Annotated in this window: 18 protein-coding genes; 13 read left to right on the plus strand and 5 right to left on the minus strand. The window is 35.2% G+C overall.

The features are described 5' to 3' along the window. Positions 1–1580: DUF5686 and carboxypeptidase-like regulatory domain-containing protein (locus VI621_RS04775; RefSeq protein WP_324217239.1), on the minus strand; the 1580-nt coding region annotated here is incomplete at its 3' end. A gap of 109 nt (positions 1581–1689) precedes the next feature. After that, positions 1690–2670 (minus strand): pyruvate dehydrogenase complex E1 component subunit beta, encoded by a 981-nt coding sequence (locus VI621_RS04780; RefSeq protein ID WP_324217240.1) that lies wholly within the window; start codon positions 2668–2670, stop codon positions 1690–1692. Positions 2671–2945: 275 nt separating this feature from the next. Here VI621_RS04780 and VI621_RS04785 point away from each other — a divergent pair, with 275 nt between their 5' ends. The 6 genes from VI621_RS04785 (at position 2946) to VI621_RS04810 (ending at position 7335) form a co-directional block, all read left to right on the plus strand. Then, positions 2946–3692, plus strand: a complete 747-nt coding sequence (locus tag VI621_RS04785) for an electron transfer flavoprotein subunit beta/FixA family protein (protein ID WP_324217241.1) — start codon at positions 2946–2948, stop codon at positions 3690–3692. 57 nt (positions 3693–3749) lie between these two features. After that, positions 3750–4718, plus strand: coding sequence for an electron transfer flavoprotein subunit alpha/FixB family protein (locus VI621_RS04790; protein ID WP_324217242.1), 969 nt, complete (start codon positions 3750–3752; stop codon positions 4716–4718). A 116-nt stretch (positions 4719–4834) separates the two neighbouring features. Further along, the gene (locus VI621_RS04795) at positions 4835–5461 is read left to right on the plus strand and encodes a bifunctional nuclease family protein (protein WP_324217243.1); all 627 of its coding nucleotides are present in this window, start codon (positions 4835–4837) and stop codon (positions 5459–5461) included. Between the two features lie 77 nt (positions 5462–5538). Further along, on the plus strand, positions 5539–6363 hold the full coding sequence (locus VI621_RS04800) for a thymidylate synthase (RefSeq protein ID WP_324217244.1): 825 nt from the start codon (positions 5539–5541) through the stop codon (positions 6361–6363). An 88-nt stretch (positions 6364–6451) separates the two neighbouring features. Further along, a complete protein-coding gene (locus tag VI621_RS04805; protein WP_324217245.1) occupies positions 6452–6784 on the plus strand; it encodes a 2TM domain-containing protein in 333 nt (110 codons plus the stop codon). Between the two features lie 68 nt (positions 6785–6852). Then, entirely contained in the window at positions 6853–7335 is a 483-nt protein-coding gene (locus VI621_RS04810) for a dihydrofolate reductase (protein WP_324217246.1), read from the plus strand. Positions 7336–7404: 69 nt separating this feature from the next. Here the strand turns inward: VI621_RS04810 and VI621_RS04815 are convergent, their stop codons facing one another. Beyond that, entirely contained in the window at positions 7405–7719 is a 315-nt protein-coding gene (locus VI621_RS04815; protein WP_324217247.1) for a hypothetical protein, read from the minus strand. A 225-nt stretch (positions 7720–7944) separates the two neighbouring features. On the opposite strand from VI621_RS04815, the gene ubiE reads away from it, so the two are divergent. Continuing rightward, entirely contained in the window at positions 7945–8676 is a 732-nt protein-coding gene (gene ubiE / locus VI621_RS04820) for a bifunctional demethylmenaquinone methyltransferase/2-methoxy-6-polyprenyl-1,4-benzoquinol methylase UbiE (protein WP_324217248.1), read from the plus strand. Between the two features lies 1 nt (position 8677). Further along, positions 8678–9379, plus strand: coding sequence for a porin family protein (locus tag VI621_RS04825; protein ID WP_324217249.1), 702 nt, complete (start codon positions 8678–8680; stop codon positions 9377–9379). Positions 9380–9386: 7 nt separating this feature from the next. On the opposite strand, the gene VI621_RS04830 is transcribed toward VI621_RS04825, so the two are convergent. Further along, positions 9387–10115: an RNA methyltransferase gene (locus VI621_RS04830; protein ID WP_324217250.1), complete on the minus strand. Its 729-nt coding sequence runs from the start codon at positions 10113–10115 to the stop codon at positions 9387–9389. Between the two features lie 38 nt (positions 10116–10153). Between VI621_RS04830 and VI621_RS04835 the strand changes: the two genes are divergently transcribed. The 3 genes from VI621_RS04835 (at position 10154) to accD (ending at position 14742) form a co-directional block, all read left to right on the plus strand. Further along, complete coding sequence (locus VI621_RS04835; protein ID WP_324217251.1) at positions 10154–12691, plus strand: BamA/TamA family outer membrane protein; 2538 nt, start codon at positions 10154–10156, stop codon at positions 12689–12691. A 49-nt stretch (positions 12692–12740) separates the two neighbouring features. Continuing rightward, entirely contained in the window at positions 12741–13808 is a 1068-nt protein-coding gene (gene fbaA / locus VI621_RS04840; RefSeq protein WP_324217252.1) for a class II fructose-bisphosphate aldolase, read from the plus strand. 79 nt (positions 13809–13887) lie between these two features. Further along, entirely contained in the window at positions 13888–14742 is an 855-nt protein-coding gene (gene accD, locus VI621_RS04845; RefSeq protein WP_324217253.1) for an acetyl-CoA carboxylase, carboxyltransferase subunit beta, read from the plus strand. A gap of 70 nt (positions 14743–14812) precedes the next feature. Here the strand turns inward: accD and VI621_RS04850 are convergent, their stop codons facing one another. Then, complete coding sequence (locus tag VI621_RS04850; RefSeq protein WP_324217254.1) at positions 14813–16063, minus strand: ABC transporter permease; 1251 nt, start codon at positions 16061–16063, stop codon at positions 14813–14815. Positions 16064–16237: 174 nt separating this feature from the next. Here VI621_RS04850 and purH point away from each other — a divergent pair, with 174 nt between their 5' ends. Together purH and VI621_RS04860 are read left to right on the plus strand one after the other, a co-directional pair. Next, positions 16238–17764, plus strand: coding sequence for a bifunctional phosphoribosylaminoimidazolecarboxamide formyltransferase/IMP cyclohydrolase (gene purH, locus VI621_RS04855; protein WP_324217255.1), 1527 nt, complete (start codon positions 16238–16240; stop codon positions 17762–17764). 56 nt (positions 17765–17820) lie between these two features. Further along, complete coding sequence (locus VI621_RS04860) at positions 17821–18849, plus strand: rod shape-determining protein (protein WP_324217256.1); 1029 nt, start codon at positions 17821–17823, stop codon at positions 18847–18849. Positions 18850–18852 lie beyond the last annotated feature (3 nt).

Consider the following 18852-nt stretch of genomic DNA (forward strand, 5'->3'; position numbering starts at 1 on the left):
GCTGCGCCAATTTGTTCGATATCTCTTCGATTTCCTCCGGAAATCATGATTCTGCTTTTTAGGTCAATCAGCCATTTTCCCGAAAATCCGTATTTGAATTTATCATCTTTAAATCCATAAGCAGTATACCCTTGCACACGCCAAAGGTCATTCATTCCAAAATAAGTTCTTCCTCCGGTACGCAATCGGAGCCCTTCGACCTCATTGTATCCAATGGTTGAAAATATCGGTCCATAATCAAAATGTCCTTTTGGAATGTAGCCACTTCCTAAAATAGTCACTAAGTCGAAAATCTGCCTGAACTTTTTATTGGTTTGCAACGTGTCCAGCATTTTATAAACGCCAGCCTCGTCTTTGTTCAGCGCTTCAAATCGGTTTTCTTCCCAAAATTCTTTTGAACGTTCGTAAACAGTAGCATCCTGATTATTAACTTCCGCTTTGTAGAAATTATCCGGTCTTTTGATATTAAACTGATGATTTTGAAAAAGAGTGGTTCTCTTTCCATATAATCCTCTTGATTTTTCTTTTTTGTTAAAAGCAAAATCGGACATCATATAATCTCTTTTTAGCAGAAAAACCGAATCATTCAATACCTCAAATTCCTGTTCTATATAAATGTCTTTTACCCAGTTGATATTGGCACTTTTAGTCACTGCCATATTAATATTTTTGATAGCAAACGTGGTGTCATTTACCCAAAAATCCCCTTTGAAAGTCAGTTCGTTTTTACGTCTTGGATAAAAAACAATATTATAACACCATTTTTTATCTATGAATGAACTGTCTCTCAGCACATAATTATAGACATCAATTCCTGTTTTGGACAATGGACTGGTAAAACTTTTATCGTAGAATTTAAGATAGTTATCATAAATATCGTATTCATTATAAAGGTCTTTTACAAAAGCAATGATTTGTTGATTGGAATTAAAACCAGAATTTTTATTAGCTTTCAAAATCTCTTTGACTTTCCCTTTTACGTTGTCTCCATATACATTGGAAAGCGCTTCATTGATGAAAATGGGTAAATAAGTTTTTCCGGTGACTTCTGAAGTATCAACCTGTTTGAAAATGAATTCCATCCCTTTGAAAAGCTTACTTTTCATGTAAGCACTATCGATGGTATTGATGTCAAATTCCACTTTTTCATACTTCTCCATTTGGTATTGATTGAACATCTTCAAACCATTTTTGCGTTTTCTTTCCCAGATTTTTCTCAAAATATCCAACGCAGGATTGCTCTTTTTAGAGGTTTTCCCTGCAAAAATAACAACTTCTTTCAGTTTTTCCCCGTCACTTATTTTAACCGTAAAATCGTAATTAACCGCTTTGGGCAGAGGAACTTCTTTGGTTTCAAAACCAGCAAAAGAAACAATTATTGCCGTATATGTTTTTTGGGATTCAATATAGAAACGGCCGTCTTCATTGGTCACAATTCCTTCTTGCGAGCCTTTAAAGATGACATTTGCGAACGGAACAGGATTGTTTTCATTGTCTACAACAATACCGCTCACTTTGGTTTGTGCCAAAATAAAATTGGTCAGCATCAATAGTAATCCTAAAAATATTTTCTTTTTCATAAGTCAAAAAAAAAACTTCATCAAATTTAAGTTTATGATGAAGTTTCAAATATAGTAATTAGATTGTTTGATTTATCGATTGTTGAATTTCTCCGTTAATCAGACAAATCTATTTTTTATACATCACTTTTTTAACCGCTTTGATGACATCATTTGCGTTAGGCAACCACTCTTTCAATAAAGTTGGCGAATAAGGCGCTGGCGTGTCAGCAGTAGTAATTCTTTGAATTGGTGCATCCAGGAAATCAAAAGCGCGTTCCTGAACGACATACGTAATTTCAGAAGCTACACTGGCAAAAGGCCAGGCTTCCTCAAGAACTACCAATCTGTTTGTTTTTCTTACTGAAGTCAAAATCGTTTCATAATCCATTGGACGAACGGTTCTCAAATCAATAATTTCACAGGAAATTCCTTCTTTGGCTAATTCTTCCGCTGCGTGATGTGCTTCTTTGATAATTTTACCAAAAGAAACAATCGTCACATCAGTTCCTGCACGCTTGATATCGGCAACTCCAAGCGGAATGATATAATCTCCCTCCGGAACTTCTCCTTTATCACCATACATTTGTTCTGATTCCATGAAAATAACAGGGTCATTATCACGGATAGCCGCTTTCAACAATCCTTTTGCATCGTAAACTGTTGATGGCACCACCACTTTCAAACCAGGTGTGTTAGCAAACCAGTTTTCGAAAGCTTGCGAGTGTGTTGCTCCCAATTGTCCCGCAGAAGCCGTTGGGCCTCTAAAAACCATTGGCATCGGGAATTGCCCCGCTGACATTTGACGCATTTTTGCTGCGTTATTGATAATTTGATCGATTCCAACCAAAGAAAAGTTGAATGTCATATACTCTACAATTGGTCGGCAGCCGTTCATGGCAGAACCAACAGCAATTCCTGCAAAACCAAGTTCTGCGATTGGCGTGTCAATGACTCTTTTTGGTCCGAATTCGTCCAGCATTCCTTTAGAAGCTTTGTAAGCACCGTTGTATTCCGCCACTTCTTCACCCATTAAATATACGGACTCATCACGACGCATTTCTTCACTCATCGCTTCGCAAATTGCCTCTCTAAATTGTATCGTTCTCATATCTTTTTATGTATCTCTGTATTTTGAAAAGCAAAAATAATTATTTTAAATCACTTAAAAGCATAAATTGGTTTAAAATAATAAGAAGCTGTTCCTCCCGAAGCTTCGGAATCCGCTATATCTTCCTGTGGCAAAAGAAGCCACAGGAAGGATGCCGCTGCTATCCGGGCTAAAAATGTCGTGAAAAATAAAATATATTATGCATGCATAGCTTTTTTTGTAAAAATAAATTACTAATTTAGTGCCCTGAAAATTTACCTTTAAATTATACAAAAATGAAAATATTAGTTTGCATCAGTCACGTTCCTGATACTACTTCAAAAATTAATTTTACCAATGGTGATTCCCAATTTGATACCAATGGTGTACAGTTTGTAATTAATCCTAATGACGAGTTTGGTTTAACCAGAGCGATTTGGTTTCAAGAGCAACAAGGCGCGACGGTTACTGTTGTGAATGTTGGAGGCCCAGACACTGAACCAACTTTGAGAAAAGCTTTGGCTATTGGCGCTAACGAAGCAATTCGTATCAATGCCACACCAACGGATGGTTATTTTGTGGCGCAACAATTGGCCGAAGTAATCAAAACAGGCGGTTATGATTTAATCATTGCCGGAAAAGAATCATTGGATTACAATGGTGGAATGGTTCCGGGAATGTTAGCCGGACTTTTAGGATACAACTTCCTTAATTCTTGCGTTAGCCTGACCGTTGATGGAACTGCTGCAAAAGCAGCAAGAGAAATCGATGGTGGAAAAGAAACCGTTAGCACAACTTTACCATTAATTATTGGTGGTCAAAAAGGATTGGTGGAAGAAAAAGATTTGAGAATTCCAAACATGAGAGGAATTATGACGGCAAGAACTAAAGTCTTGACGATTCTTGAGCCAATAGCTGCTAATTCAGAAACTAAAGCGGTGAAATTTGAAAAACCAGCTCCAAAATCAGCAGTGAAATTAATTAGCGCTGACAATCTGGACGAGTTAATCAATTTATTACACACCGAAGCGAAAGTAATTTAATCCGGATTTCAAATCTTTAAATTATTAAATTTTTCAATCTTTAAATTAAAAAAAATCATGTCTATATTAATATATGCAGAATCAGCAGAAGGAAAATTCAAGAAAGTAGCTTTCGAATTGGCTTCTTATGCAAAAAAAGTAGCAGAATCATTAGGAACAACCGTTACAGCGGTAACTGTAAATGCAGGAGATGCTTCTGATTTATCAAAATACGGTGTCGATAAAGTTCTAAAAGTAAACAACGATAAATTATCCGGTTTTACGGCAAAAGCATACGCTGATGTAATCAAACAAGCGGCTCAAAAAGAAAACGTGAAATTAGTTTTACTGTCTTCTACTACTGACAGTTTATACTTGGCTCCATTAGTAGCCGTGGCACTTGAGGCAGGTTTTGCTTCAAATGTAGTTGGATTGCCGGTGAGCACATCTCCTTTTCAGGTAAAAAGAAATGCTTTTTCGAACAAAGCCTTCAACATTACTGAAATTTCAACTGAAGTAAAAGTATTAAGCTTAGCTAAAAACTCTTACGGTGTTTTTGAAAACGGATCAACTTTAACTCAGGAAGATTTCAATCCAACTATTGGAGAGAATGATTTTGGCGTAAAAGTGGAATCAGTAGAAAAAGCATCAGGAAAAGTAACGATTGCCGATGCTGATATCGTGGTATCAGCAGGACGTGGAATGAAAGGACCTGAAAATTGGGCAATGATCGAAGAATTAGCTTCTGTTCTTGGAGCAGCGACTGCTTGTTCAAAACCAGTTTCAGATTTAGGATGGAGACCTCACGGAGAACACGTTGGACAAACCGGAAAACCAGTTGCGGCAAATTTATATATTGCTGTGGGAATCTCCGGAGCGATTCAGCACATTGCCGGAATCAACTCTTCGAAAGTAAAAGTAGTTATCAATACAGATCCTGAAGCACCTTTCTTTAAGGTGGCTGATTATGGTGTGGTTGGCGATGCTTTTGAAATTGTTCCTAAATTAATTGAGAAATTAAAAGCATTTAAGGCTAGCAATTCTTAGTCCTTTTTAATTAAATATATAACGCTGTCCAATTCAATCGAATTGGACAGCGTTTTTTTTTAACATTTATCGATAAAGTTTTGTACCTTGTATACATACTTTGTACTTTTGCAACTATGAGCTTAGTAAAATTAACCATAAAAGGAATTTCGTACAGTCAAACTCAAAATGGTGCTTATGCGCTGATTTTGAATGAGGTCGATGGCGACAGAAAATTACCCATTGTCATTGGTGCTTTTGAGGCGCAATCTATTGCTATTGCTTTAGAAAAAGAAATAAAGCCGCCTCGTCCCTTGACGCACGATTTGTTCAAAAATTTCGCCGATCGTTTTGATATCGTAGTCAAACAAGTCATTATCCACAAACTGGTTGATGGTGTTTTTTACTCCAGTATTATTTGCGAAAGAGATAAAATTGAAGAAATTATCGACGCCCGAACTTCGGATGCGATTGCTTTGGCCTTACGATTTAACGCGCCTATATTCACCTATAAAAATATCCTTGACAAAGCCGGAATCTTTTTAAAAGCGAATCCGTTAGAAATCGATAAAGGTTCTCAGGAAATTGATGACGTGCTTTCTAATCCTGAAACTTTCGGGATGGAAGAAACCAATCAATCCGGAGAAACCTACACCAAAAACAGCATGTCAGAATTGATGGAGCTTCTTGATGCTGCAGTGGAGCATGAAGATTACGAAAAAGCCGCCAAAATTAGAGACGAAATATCAAAAAGAGAACCGTAGGGTTTATTCGTTAATTAGGTTACTTGTTTAATCATTTTAACAAAAAACCGAATTATTAAATTTACGAATTATCATAAATGAAGCAATATTTAGATTTAGTTAAACACGTTTTAGACAGCGGCGTTCAAAAAGGAGACCGGACAGGAACAGGAACAAAAAGCGTTTTTGGCTACCAGATGCGTTTTGATTTGAATGACGGTTTTCCGATGGTAACCACTAAAAAGCTGCATTTAAAATCTATTGTTTACGAATTGCTTTGGTTCTTAAAAGGCGACACTAATATTGCTTATTTAAATGAAAATGGCGTTAAAATTTGGGATGCTTGGGCAGATGATAAAGGCGATTTAGGTCCTGTTTACGGTTACCAATGGAGAAATTGGAACGGGGAGGAAATTGACCAGATTACCGAATTAATCGACACCTTAAAAAACAACCCTAACAGCCGCAGAATGTTGGTTTCGGCATGGAATCCAAGTGTTTTGCCTGATACCACAAAATCATTTTCAGAAAATGTGGCCAACGGGAAAGCCGCTTTGCCTCCTTGTCACGCTTTCTTTCAGTTTTATGTTGCAGACGGAAAATTATCCTGCCAATTATACCAGCGAAGTGCTGATATTTTCCTGGGCGTTCCCTTTAACATTGCCTCCTATGCGTTGTTTACAATGATGATTGCACAAGTTTGCGATTTGCAAGTGGGCGAATTCATTCATACTTTTGGGGATGCGCATATCTACAACAACCATTTTGAACAATTAGAATTACAGCTATCTCGTGCGCCTAAATCATTACCAAAAATGATTTTAAATCCTGCAGTAAAAAACATTTTCGATTTCACTTTTGATGATTTCACATTAGAAGGTTATGAACCACATGCTCACATTAAAGGAACTGTAGCGGTTTAGTTTAACAAAAAATAATGTTATTGTTTTAAAACCATTGTTTTAACATTTTTAAAACAATTTTCCTATCTTTAGCTAAATTAAAAACTTTATGGAAAATACACCTCACGAAATATATGAATATGCCAGAAGACGTATAAAGCAAAAAAAAATGCTTTATTTTCATTTTGTCTTATTTTTAGTTGGGAGTTTATTTATGTTTATTGCTAATAAATTAATTGAAGTTGGAGAACCAAACAATTGGTTTCTTTGGGCTTCTACAGCTTGGTTTTTCTTTTTTATTCTTCATTTCATAAAGGTGTATATCACGGATCGTTTTATGAATAAAAACTGGGAAAGAAGTCAAATAGACAAACTTGTCATTAAACAAGAAATAAAAATTAAGGAGTTAGAAAAACAGGTTTTCGAGAAAAGCACCTTATAAATCCTTGCTTCTACTTTCTTATTTAAAAAAAAAAAAATGTATTCCAAATCCTCGGAATTAAATAAAAAATGATAATACTAATTGCGGCCGCAGCCGAAAACAACGCGCTTGGAAAAAACAATGAATTGGTTTGGCATTTGCCGGATGATTTCAAGCGTTTCAAACAACTTACTTCGGGCCATCATATCATAATGGGAAGAAAAACCTTTGAGAGTTTCCCAAAACCTTTACCCAATCGAACCCATATTGTTATTTCTCGGCAAGAAGATTATCAACCCGAAGGATGTACCGTTGTAAACAGCATGGAATCAGCTATTGAAATTTGCCCAAAAACCGAAGCTGTTTTCATCATTGGCGGTGGCGAAATTTATAACATTAGTCTCCCTTTTGCTGACAAAATAGAACTTACCCGCGTTCATGATACTTTTGAAGCAGATGCCTTTTTTCCTGAAATCAATATAGGAGAATGGGATTTAGTATCAGAGGAATTTCATCCAAAAGATGAAAAACACCAATTTGATTTTAGTTACCAGACTTACATTAGGAAATAGTTATAAAAAAAACATCCTGAAAATTCAGGATGTTTAAAACTAATAAAAGACAATATAAGAAGAAATGGCCTAATCTTGAAACAAAATCTGATAACTTAAAATAAAAATTACCGTTGCTAAAATTACTCCAGAAATGAAGATGATAACATTGGCACTTTTTTGAGAATACATCTCAAAAAAACCTTTAATACCAAATACCACAAAGGTACTAAAGACAAAAAAAACCAAAATTTCCAAAACCAAATTTAACCCCAAGGGGGTTTGCGTTACCATATTCCCAGCATCACTCGAAAAAAAGTTGCTATTAAAAATATTAACAAGAATAAATGAAAAAAACAGTGCTAACAGCACCCATTTAAATTCAGTTTTAGCTCTTGATAACATAATAACCATATTTATTAGTTTTTAACATTGTAAAATTCTACAATAAAAACGAGGCATACAATCCCCATTTATAGTGATTTTTCATATCCCTAAATTTAGGGATGCCACGCTAAATTTAGGGATATGAAGGGTTTTCAAATGAATAATTAGCATGCATTTCAAACTCATGAATTATAACACACAAACTAATTTATACTTTGTTTATATTTGTGCAAATTAAATCAGATGTCAGAAAAAATTACGCCATATAAAAATTCATCCCTAGGAAAAAAAGAACAAGTTGCACAAATGTTCGACACGATTTCAGGAAACTACGACGGTCTAAATCGAGTAATTTCATTTGGAATAGATGTTAAATGGCGGAAAAAAGTTTTACAATTAGTAGCCGATACAAATCCGAAAACAATCCTTGACATCGCAACCGGAACAGGCGATTTGGCAATTTTAATGACTGAAACCAATGCCGAAAAAATTATTGGATTAGACATTTCAGCAGGAATGCTCGAAGTAGGAAGAAAAAAAATCGAAGCCAAAAAACTTGCTGATAAAATAGAAATGATTTTGGCCGATTCGGAAAATATGCCTTTTGAAGACAATACTTTCGATGCGATTACGGTTGCTTTTGGTGTGCGTAATTTTGAAAATTTAGAAAAAGGATTATCAGAAATCCTTCGTGTTTTGAAACCTAATGGGATTTTTGTGATTTTGGAAACTTCGGTTCCGGAGAAAACACCTTTTAAACAAGGCTATAAATTCTACTCGGAAAACATTCTGCCCTTAATCGGAAAATTATTTTCGAAAGACAATTCTGCGTACCAATATTTATCGGAATCAGCCTCTGTTTTTCCATATGGTGAAGCGTTAAACAATATTTTGAGAAAAATTGGGTTTATAGATGTTGTAGCAAAACCACAAACATTTGGTGTGGCTACCATTTATTCGGCTTCAAAAAAATAGTATGAAGAAATTGTTTGTTTTTATTTTGTTCTCATTGGCACTAAACGGACAGGCTCAAAAGGGTATGTTTAGTAAAGATCCGCTTATCAATCTCGAAAATTTTGATAAAGACAGAGTCTATTGGGGTTATTTTCTGGGATTTAATTCCTATGACTTTAAGATTGATTATAAAAGCGTTACCCAAAAAGATGTTTTAGTAGAAACCACCACAGGATTTAATGTCGGTTTGGTAGGTGACTTACGTCTTCACGAATATATAAATCTACGATTTGAGCCCGGATTATATTATACTCAAAGAAATCTTACCTTCCCTAATTTTGTGAGTGAACTCGATGCCTCTAGAGAAGTCCGGTCGACTTATATTCATTTTCCATTATTATTGAAATTTACCTCGCTTAGAACTGGAAATGTTAGACCTTTTCTGGTTGGTGGAGTTTCGACAACACTTAATTTAGGCAGTAATTCAAAATCAAAAGACGATAATCTGGAACAACGATTTAGAGTGAAACAGTGGACCAGCAATTATGAATTGGGTTTTGGTGTTGATTTTTATTTTGAATATTTCAAGTTTTCCCCATCAATCAGAGGCGTATTCGGACTAAAAGATGAACTCATTCGGGACAATGACCCAAATAGTCCATGGACTTCAAATATTGAGTCTATGAAAACGAGAGCGGTCTTAATTAATTTTACCTTTCATTAAAGGGAAATTAATTTCCTCTTCTAAATTCACTCAAAATAATAGCTGTTGCCGTTGCTACGTTTAAACTTTCGGTTTGTTGCAAATCACCAAATCTTGGAATGGTCAATCTGTTTTTTATCAATTTTTCAATACTTTGAGAAATTCCGTTGCCTTCATTACCCATGACAATGATTCCTTCTTTGGGTAAAACTTCTGCATAAATATTTTTTCCATCCATAAAAGTCCCAAAAACTGGCAATGTGGTTTTCTGAATAAAAGTTTCTAAATCGACATAATTTACATTTACTCTTGCTATGGAACCCATGGTCGCCTGGACTACTTTTGGATTATAAATATCCACGGTTTGTTCGGAACATACTAATTGTGAAATTCCAAACCAATCGCATAATCTCATAATCGTTCCCAGATTTCCAGGATCGCGAATATCATCAAGCGCAACTATTAATCCATTTTCTGTAATCGGTTTTTCTTTTGGAATTTTAAAAACAGCCAAACAATTATTAGCTGTTGCTAAAGCACTAATTTTCTTTAAATCACTCTCGCTGATAATCGTTTTTTTCGCAGGATCAACTTCATTAAAAAGCATTTCAGTTGCATACAAATGTTCCAGTTCAAAATTAGATTGCAACAACTCCTGAATCCCTTTTACACCTTCGGCGAAAAATAATTGATGTGCTTGGCGATATTTTTTTTGCTGTAAACTCGTTATTAGTTTTATTTGGTTTTTTGTAACCATAGAAATAATGTACTTTTGAATTAAATATTCCACAACACTTGAGAAACGTAGCTACAAAAATATCATTATTTATTCTAATTGGAATAATTATCTCTGCATGTAACGCTGTAAAAAGAGTTCCGGACGGGAAACAACTTCTCACAAAGAATAGAATTTTTGTGAATGAAAAAAAAGAAAAAGACGACGATGTTGCTGATCAATTGTATCAAAAACCCAATAGTTCCATTTTTGGATACCGATTGCGATTGAATTTATATAATCTGGCTAAAAAAAATCCAGATTCTATATACAAAGCAAAATTCATCAAAAACCCAGAGAAGTATAAACGAAAAGCGAAATGGTTATCCAAAAAACAAGTCGATCGATTAGGCAAATCTTTTTGGTATGCCGGGATTCATAATTTCCTTAAAAAAACAGGAGAACCTCCTGTGATTATTGATGAAAAAAGTACTAAAAAATCAGCGCTTCGATTAAAATCATATTATTTCAACAGAGGTTATTTTAGCAACAAGGTAGCTTACAGAATAGATTCATTAAGTGCAAAAAAAGGAGAAATCAAATATTCAGTTATAACTGGAAATCCGTTTTTTCTTGATACAATAAATACAAAAATTAGCACACCCGCTTTAGATTCGATATACAAAACAAAAAAACATCTGACCTTTCTGAAAACAGGAAATCAATACAAAAAAGATGATTTGGATGCCGAGAGAAGCCGAATCACCACAAATTTCAGAAACAACGGGGTTTTTCATTTTCAGCAAAACTTTATCAATTATAATATTGATACGCTGAACACGGCAAATAAAGCTAACATAGATTTAATTATTGAAGATTATTCTTTTAGAGAAGGTGACACTACCAATACTGTTCCTTTTAAAATTTATAAAATTAGCGAAGTAAATATTTATACTGATATTAAAGCCAAAACCACCGACAGTACGACCTATAAAAATTTTAATATATACAGTTCTGCAAAAAATAAATACAGACCAAGAGCCATTACCGATGCCGTTTTTATCACTAAAGGAAGTGTGTTTGCAGATTTCAGAACCACTTTAACTTCAAGATATTTAAGCAATCTGAGGGTTTTCAATTATCCTTCGATTCAGTATAGTATCGACACTAGAGATACTATTACAAATTCGCTCATTGCTAATATTCATCTAACGCCAAGAAAAAAATACAGTCTGGGCGCCGCTCTGGATTTTACACATTCGGCCATTCAGGATTTTGGGATTTCAGGAAATACCTCTCTCTCGATACGGAATATTTTTAGAGGTGCGGAAACTTTAGAAATTGCCGCAAGAGGAAATATTGGTTCCTCAAAAGCTTTAGCCAATCCAAATGACAACTTTTTTAATGTCTCAGAATATGGTTTCGATATGAAATTGAATTTTCCGAGAATTTTTTTCCCTTTCAAAACCGAAAAAATCATTCCTAAAAACATGATTCCGTCTACCATTTTGGGTGTTGGTTATGCGAAACAAAAGAATATCGGTCTTGACAAAGAGAATTTCACCAGTTCGATGAGTTATAATTGGAATCCTAAAAGAAACATAACTGCCCGTTTTGATCTTTTCAATATTCAATATGTAAAAAATGTAAATACAGGGAATTACTTTAATGTATATCAATCTTCCTATAGTGTATTGAACACATTGGCACATAACTACGTCGTGAATCCAGACTATTTTGACACCATCAATAATAATCTAATTATAGAAGAAGGAACTATGGGTTTTACCAACGATGTGTTATCAGATCCAAGTTCATATAGTGTCGATGATTTCAGAACTATCAAAAGTATTGAAGAAAGAAGACGACGATTAACCGAAAACAACTTGATTTTCGCGTCAAGTTACGGGTACACTAAAACGTCAAAAACCGATTTGACTGATAATGATTTCTATAGTTTCAAAACCAAAGTTGAATCCGCAGGTAACTTTTTATCGCTCCTTGCAGTTATTTCAAAACAGGAAAAAAATGAAAATGGCAACAAAACTATCTTTGATGTCGAATATTCTCAATACGTAAAAACCGAATTCGAGTTTATCAGACATTGGGATTTAAAACGAAAAAAGATACTCGCCATGCGAAGCTTCGTTGGCATTGCAATTCCATATGGAAATTCGGACAATATTCCTTTTTCCAGAAGTTATTTTGCCGGTGGTTCCAATGACAATAGAGCCTGGACATCCTATGGCTTAGGCCCGGGAAGCAGTGGTGCAATCAATGATTTCAACGAAGCCAACCTGAAACTTGCGCTTAGTACCGAACTTCGATTCAATCTTTTTGGTTCTCTGAACGGGGCAGTTTTTGTCGATGCAGGAAATATTTGGAATGTTTTTGACAATGTTGAAGATGAAAAATCGGTTTTTTCTGGTTTAAAATCTTTAGAAAATAGTGCTATTGGCTCCGGTTTTGGTTTTCGATATGATTTCAACTTTTTTGTTGTGAGACTTGATTTTGGATTCAAAACCTATAATCCCGCGGAGGAAGTTGGCAAGAGATGGTTCCGAGAATATAATTTTGGCCACTCTGTCTTAAATATTGGAATTAATTATCCGTTCTAATTTTATAAATTATTATTTTTGTATCCTCTAACTTTTAAATAAAGACACAATGGCTCACAATATAAAACCAGGCGTTGCAACTGGAGATCAGGTTCAGGAAATTTTTAGATATGCTAAAGAAAAAGGATTTGCGCTTCCTGCCATAAATGTTACGGGTTCCAGCACTGTAAATGGTGTTATGGAAACTGCGGCAAAACTTAATGCCCCTGTTATCATTCAGTTTTCTAATGGAGGTTGTATCTTTAACGCCGGTAAAGGCTTGTCTAATGAAAATGAGAAAGCCGCAATTTTAGGCGGTATCGCCGGAGCAAAACACATTCACACTTTGGCCGAAGCTTATGGCGCAACCGTAATTCTTCATACCGATCATTGTGCAAAAAAATTATTACCATGGATTGATGGTTTACTTGATGCCAGCGAAAAACATTTTGCCGAAACCGGAAAACCACTTTATAGTTCTCACATGATTGATTTATCGGAAGAGCCAATAGAAGAAAATATTGAACTTTGTAAAGGATATCTAAAGAGAATGAGCAAAATGGGCATGACCTTGGAAATCGAGCTTGGAATTACAGGTGGGGAGGAAGATGGTGTAGACAACTCGGATGTAGACAGTTCAAAATTATACACACAGCCCGACGAAGTTGCTTATGCGTATGAGGAATTGCTAAAAATAAGCCCTCGTTTTACCATTGCAGCAGCTTTCGGAAATGTTCATGGTGTTTACAAACCAGGAAATGTAAAATTGACTCCGAAAATATTAAAAAATTCTCAAGAGTATGTGCAACAAAAATTCAATACAGGACCTAATCCTGTTGATTTTGTTTTTCACGGAGGTTCAGGATCTACAATAGAAGAAATCAGAGAAGCCATTGGTTATGGCGTAATCAAAATGAATATTGATACCGATTTGCAGTTTGCTTTCACAGAAGGTGTTCGCGATTATATTGTTAAAAACATCGACTATTTAAAAACTCAAATTGGAAATCCGGAAGGTGCTGAATTGCCTAACAAAAAATATTATGACCCAAGAAGATGGGTTCGTGAAGGCGAATTGACTTTTAATACCCGATTAGCAAAAGCTTTCGCAGATTTGAATAACGTAAACACATTGTAAATTATGAGTTATAAGTCATTAATTGTTCTCGAAACAATCATAACTTATTACTCATAACTCTAACTTATAACTAAAAAATATGTCTTGGTTTAAAAGAACAGAAAAAGGAATTACCACCGCAACAGAGGACAAGAAAGATGTTCCTAAAGGATTGTGGTATAAATCCCCAACAGGAAAAATTATTGATGCAGATGAGTTGGCCAGAAACCTTTGGGTTAGCCCGGAGGATGGTTTTCATGTTAGAATTGGAAGTAAAGAATATTTCGAAATATTATTTGACGACAATGAATTTAAGGAACTGGATGCCAAAATGACATCAAAAGATCCCTTGCATTTTGTGGATACCAAAAAATATTCGGATCGTTTGAGAGATGCCATGGAAAAAACCAAATTGAAAGATGCGGTTCGTACAGGTGTTGGAAAATCCAAAGGAAACGATTTAGTGGTTTGTTGCATGGATTTCGCTTTTATTGGCGGTTCTATGGGAGCGGTTGTGGGAGAAAAAATTGCCCGTGGCATTGATTATTCCATAAAAAACAACATTCCTTTTGTGATGATATCCAAATCTGGTGGAGCCAGAATGATGGAAGCCGCTTATTCATTAATGCAATTGGCAAAAACGTCTGTAAAATTAGCGCAATTGGCGGAAGCAAAAATCCCATATATTTCGCTTTGTACCGATCCGACAACCGGAGGAACAACGGCATCTTACGCAATGCTTGGTGATGTAAACATTTCTGAACCCGGCGCCTTAATTGGTTTTGCAGGGCCCCGAGTGGTAAAAGACACTACCGGAAAAGACTTGCCGGAAGGTTTCCAAACCGCGGAATTTGTTTTAGAACATGGTTTCCTCGATTTTATCACTCCTAGAAAAGAGCTGAAAGACAAAATAAATTTATACCTGGATTTGATTTTAGATCAGCCTGTCAGATAAATAAAAAATCCCGATTCGTCGGGATTTTTTTATGGCTTTTTTTAAAGGAAAAATTTCATTTATTGAAAGATTACATTCCCGTTCTAATGGCTTCCACAGGATCTAATCTGGAAGCGGAAATAGCAGGTAAAATCCCGGAAACTAACCCGATTAAAGCGGCCAAACCTGTTCCTAAAAGGACATTTCCAATTCCTAAAACAAATTCGAACTCCAATACATTCGTTAGAATAATTGAAATAATCCAAACTAAAAACAATCCAATAATTCCCCCAAAAACAGACAATATAACGGCCTCAAACAAAAATTGAAATAAGATAAATCTGTTTTTGGCGCCTAATGATTTTTGAATTCCAATTAAATTGGTTCGCTCTTTTACCGAAACAAACATGATATTGGCAATCCCAAAACCGCCCACAAGCAATGAAAAACCGCTGATAATCCATCCGACCATATTCATTTGACTGATAATTCCATCAATCAAATCAGTAAATCCAGATAAAACATTAATGAAAAAATTATCGATTTCGCCAGTTTTCATTCCACGATAGCTTCTTAATTTTTGAGCCAATTCGGCTTTAAAAGCCTCCATATCAATCCCTTTTTCCGGTTTTATAAGAATAACCGGTGTCATCATTTCATTATTATCACCATACAAACGTCTTATAAAATTAACCGGCAAAAAAGCGGAAGTATCATTACTATCCCCAAACATTCCTGCTCCCTGTTTTTTTAAAATACCCACAACGGTCAACTTTTGTCCATACAAACGAACAGTCTTCCCTATGGGATCGCTATCTTCAAAAAGACCTTTTGCAATTTCGTAACCCAAAACAATTACAGGTGTTCCTGAATTGGATTCTGACTCATTATAAAATCGACCCTCGTCAAACTCAAGGCCTTGTATGTCTATAAGTTCGTACGAAGCCGGAACCACGCTTACGTCACTTACTGTTTTCGCATCGAATTTTATGGATTGATTGTTCGTAAACATTTGGAAACACAACTGCTCCGTATTGTTCAAAGCGTTTTTTAAATATTCATATTCATCATATTTGACATCCGGAAATTGTTCTCTTTTCCATTGCGGGATTTCTGATGGCCCAAAAGAAAAACGCATTAAATAAATAGTATTTTTATCCAAACTGCTCAAATCTTTTTTGATTTTTCTGTCCAAAGAATCTACAGCGGCAAGCACAGCAATAATCGAAAAAATCCCAATAGTTACGCCTAATAGCGAAAGTAAGGTTCGCAATTTATTATTGCGTAACGCATTCATGGCAAAACTAAAACTCTCTTTCAGTAAACGTAGGTAAACTACCATAAGAATAAAATATAAGTTGCGTAAAATTCTATATTTTTTTTTCAAAAACCTAATAAAAATTTGTTCCTGGATAGTAAGTAACTATAGTGTTGAAATTTATTGAATTATCTTATTTTCAAATTGGGAATATTTCACATTAAGAACTACTTTTGCAACTTTAAACACAACTACACAATGAACACAACAAAAACAATTCAATCTGCGTTAATTTCAGTCTTTTCAAAAGAAGGTTTGGAACCGATTGTTCGTAAACTACACGAGCAAAATGTAACACTTTACTCAACAGGCGGAACCGAAGATTTCATCAAAAACATAGGAATTCCTGTAGTTGCGGTTGAAGATGTAACTTCTTACCCTTCTATCCTTGGCGGTCGTGTAAAAACATTGCACCCTAAAATCTTTGGCGGTATTTTAAACCGTCAGGATAATGAAAGCGATGTGCAGCAAATGGAAGAATTCAATATTCCACAAATTGATTTAGTGATTGTTGATTTATATCCTTTTGAAAAAACGGTGGCTTCAGGTGCTTCGGAATCTGATATTATCGAAAAAATAGATATTGGCGGGATTTCATTAATTCGCGCTGCCGCAAAAAATTTCAAAGATACCGTAATCGTTGCTTCGGTTAATCAATATGGTATGCTTTTAGATTTGATTACCAATCAAAATGGCTCAACTACCTTAGAAAACAGAAAATTATTTGCCACGAAAGCTTTTCATGTTTCATCACATTACGATACGGCGATTTTCAATTATTTTAATACCGACGAAACTTATTATAAAGAAAGCATTGCCAACGGACAAATATTGAGATATGGCGAAAACCCACATCAAAAAGGATTTTTCTTTGGTGATTTTGATGCGATGTTTACCAAATTGCACGGAAAAGAATTGTCTTATAACAATTTATTAGATGTGGATGCCTCAGTAAATTTGATTTTAGAGTTTAAAAATGAAGATCCTACTTTTGCTATTCTGAAACACAATAATGCTTGTGGTCTTGCAACAAGAAGCACGATGAAACAAGCTTATCTTGATGCTTTGGCTGGCGACCCGACTTCTGCTTTTGGTGGTGTTTTGATTGCAAATGCTAATATTGATGAAGAAACCGCAAAAGAAATAAACCTATTATTTTGTGAAGTGGTAATTGCTCCAAGTTATGACGCAGCTGCAATTTCTATTTTATCTGAAAAGAAAAACAGAATTATTTTAGTTCAAAAAGAAGTGGAATTACCTCAAAAACAGGTAAGAACCTGCTTAAACGGAATTTTAGTTCAGGATAAAAATACTAGAACAGACAATAAAGAAGACCTAAAAACCGTTACTACAACAGCCCCTACTTCCCAAGAAATTGAAGATTTGTTGTTTGCTTCAAAAATTTGTAAGAACACAAAATCGAATACGATTGTTTTTGCAAAAAATAAAACATTAATCGCTTCCGGAACAGGACAAACTTCAAGAGTAGATGCTTTGAAGCAAGCTATTGAAAAAGCTAATACGTTTGGTTTTGATTTACATGGCGCCGTGATGGCAAGTGATGCATTTTTCCCTTTCCCTGATTGTGTGGAGATTGCAAAAAACGCCGGAATTACAGCTGTTATTCAGCCTGGAGGTTCCATAAAAGATGAATTGAGTATTAATTATTGCAATGAAAATAAAGTTGCAATGGTATTTACTGGAACGCGTCATTTCAAACATTAATTTGATTAACTTTGTACGTTAAATTTTTATAACATAATTAAACCCTTAAAAAACTTATGGGATTTTTTGATTTCATGACCGAGGATATTGCGATAGACCTTGGTACCGCTAATACACTAATCATTCACAATGACAAAGTTGTTATTGATAGTCCATCAATAGTTGCTCGTGACAGGATATCTGGTAAAATAATTGCTGTAGGAAAAGAAGCAAGTATGATGCAGGGTAAAACACATGAAAACATTAAAACCATTAGGCCTTTAAAAGATGGGGTTATTGCCGATTTTGATGCTTCGGAAAAAATGATCAGCTTGTTTATCAAAAGCATACCGGCATTAAAGAAAAGAATGTTCACTCCTGCCCTTCGTATGGTGGTTTGTATTCCTTCCGGTATTACCGAAGTGGAAATGCGTGCCGTAAAAGAATCTTGTGAAAGAGTAAACGGAAAAGAAGTGTATTTGATTCACGAACCAATGGCAGCAGCGATTGGTATCGGTATCGACATTATGCAACCAAAAGGAAACATGATTGTGGATATTGGTGGTGGAACTACCGAAATTGCCGTAATTGCTCTTGGAGGAATTGTTTGCGACAAATCTGTGAAAATTGCGGGTGACGTTTTTACAAATGATATTATATATTACATGCGTACCCAGCACAATTTATATGTTGGAGAAAGTACTGCAGAAAAAATAAAAATTACTATTGGAGCCGCTTTGGAAGATTTAGAAACACCACCAGAAGACATGTCAGTTCAAGGTCGTGATTTATTGACCGGTAAACCAAAACAAGTAGATGTTTCTTATAGAGAAATCGCTAAAGCATTAGACAAATCGATTCAAAGGATTGAAGATGCGGTAATGGAAACATTATCTCAAACACCACCGGAATTAGCTGCTGATATTTACAATACCGGAATTTATCTTGCTGGTGGAGGATCAATGTTAAGAGGTTTAGATAAAAGAATTTCTCAAAAAACAGATTTACCTGTTTATATTGCCGAAGATCCATTAAGAGCTGTAGTTCGTGGAACCGGAATGGCACTTAAAAACATCGTGAAATTTAAAAGCATTTTAATAAAATAATTA

It is taken from the genome of Flavobacterium sp. (assembly GCF_035292545.1).
Taxonomy (GTDB): domain Bacteria; phylum Bacteroidota; class Bacteroidia; order Flavobacteriales; family Flavobacteriaceae; genus Flavobacterium.

Coding starts and splice junctions, on each gene's coding strand:
- VI621_RS04780 (WP_324217240.1), bottom strand. CDS start 2,670: ATGAGAACGATACAATTTAGAGAGGCAATTTGCGAAGCGATGAGTGAA.
- VI621_RS04785 (WP_324217241.1), top strand. CDS start 2,946: ATGAAAATATTAGTTTGCATCAGTCACGTTCCTGATACTACTTCAAAA.
- VI621_RS04790 (WP_324217242.1), top strand. CDS start 3,750: ATGTCTATATTAATATATGCAGAATCAGCAGAAGGAAAATTCAAGAAA.
- VI621_RS04795 (WP_324217243.1), top strand. CDS start 4,835: ATGAGCTTAGTAAAATTAACCATAAAAGGAATTTCGTACAGTCAAACT.
- VI621_RS04800 (WP_324217244.1), top strand. CDS start 5,539: ATGAAGCAATATTTAGATTTAGTTAAACACGTTTTAGACAGCGGCGTT.
- VI621_RS04805 (WP_324217245.1), top strand. CDS start 6,452: ATGGAAAATACACCTCACGAAATATATGAATATGCCAGAAGACGTATA.
- VI621_RS04810 (WP_324217246.1), top strand. CDS start 6,853: ATGATAATACTAATTGCGGCCGCAGCCGAAAACAACGCGCTTGGAAAA.
- VI621_RS04815 (WP_324217247.1), bottom strand. CDS start 7,719: ATGTTATCAAGAGCTAAAACTGAATTTAAATGGGTGCTGTTAGCACTG.
- ubiE (WP_324217248.1), top strand. CDS start 7,945: ATGTCAGAAAAAATTACGCCATATAAAAATTCATCCCTAGGAAAAAAA.
- VI621_RS04825 (WP_324217249.1), top strand. CDS start 8,678: ATGAAGAAATTGTTTGTTTTTATTTTGTTCTCATTGGCACTAAACGGA.
- VI621_RS04830 (WP_324217250.1), bottom strand. CDS start 10,115: ATGGTTACAAAAAACCAAATAAAACTAATAACGAGTTTACAGCAAAAA.
- fbaA (WP_324217252.1), top strand. CDS start 12,741: ATGGCTCACAATATAAAACCAGGCGTTGCAACTGGAGATCAGGTTCAG.
- accD (WP_324217253.1), top strand. CDS start 13,888: ATGTCTTGGTTTAAAAGAACAGAAAAAGGAATTACCACCGCAACAGAG.
- VI621_RS04850 (WP_324217254.1), bottom strand. CDS start 16,063: ATGGTAGTTTACCTACGTTTACTGAAAGAGAGTTTTAGTTTTGCCATG.
- purH (WP_324217255.1), top strand. CDS start 16,238: ATGAACACAACAAAAACAATTCAATCTGCGTTAATTTCAGTCTTTTCA.
- VI621_RS04860 (WP_324217256.1), top strand. CDS start 17,821: ATGGGATTTTTTGATTTCATGACCGAGGATATTGCGATAGACCTTGGT.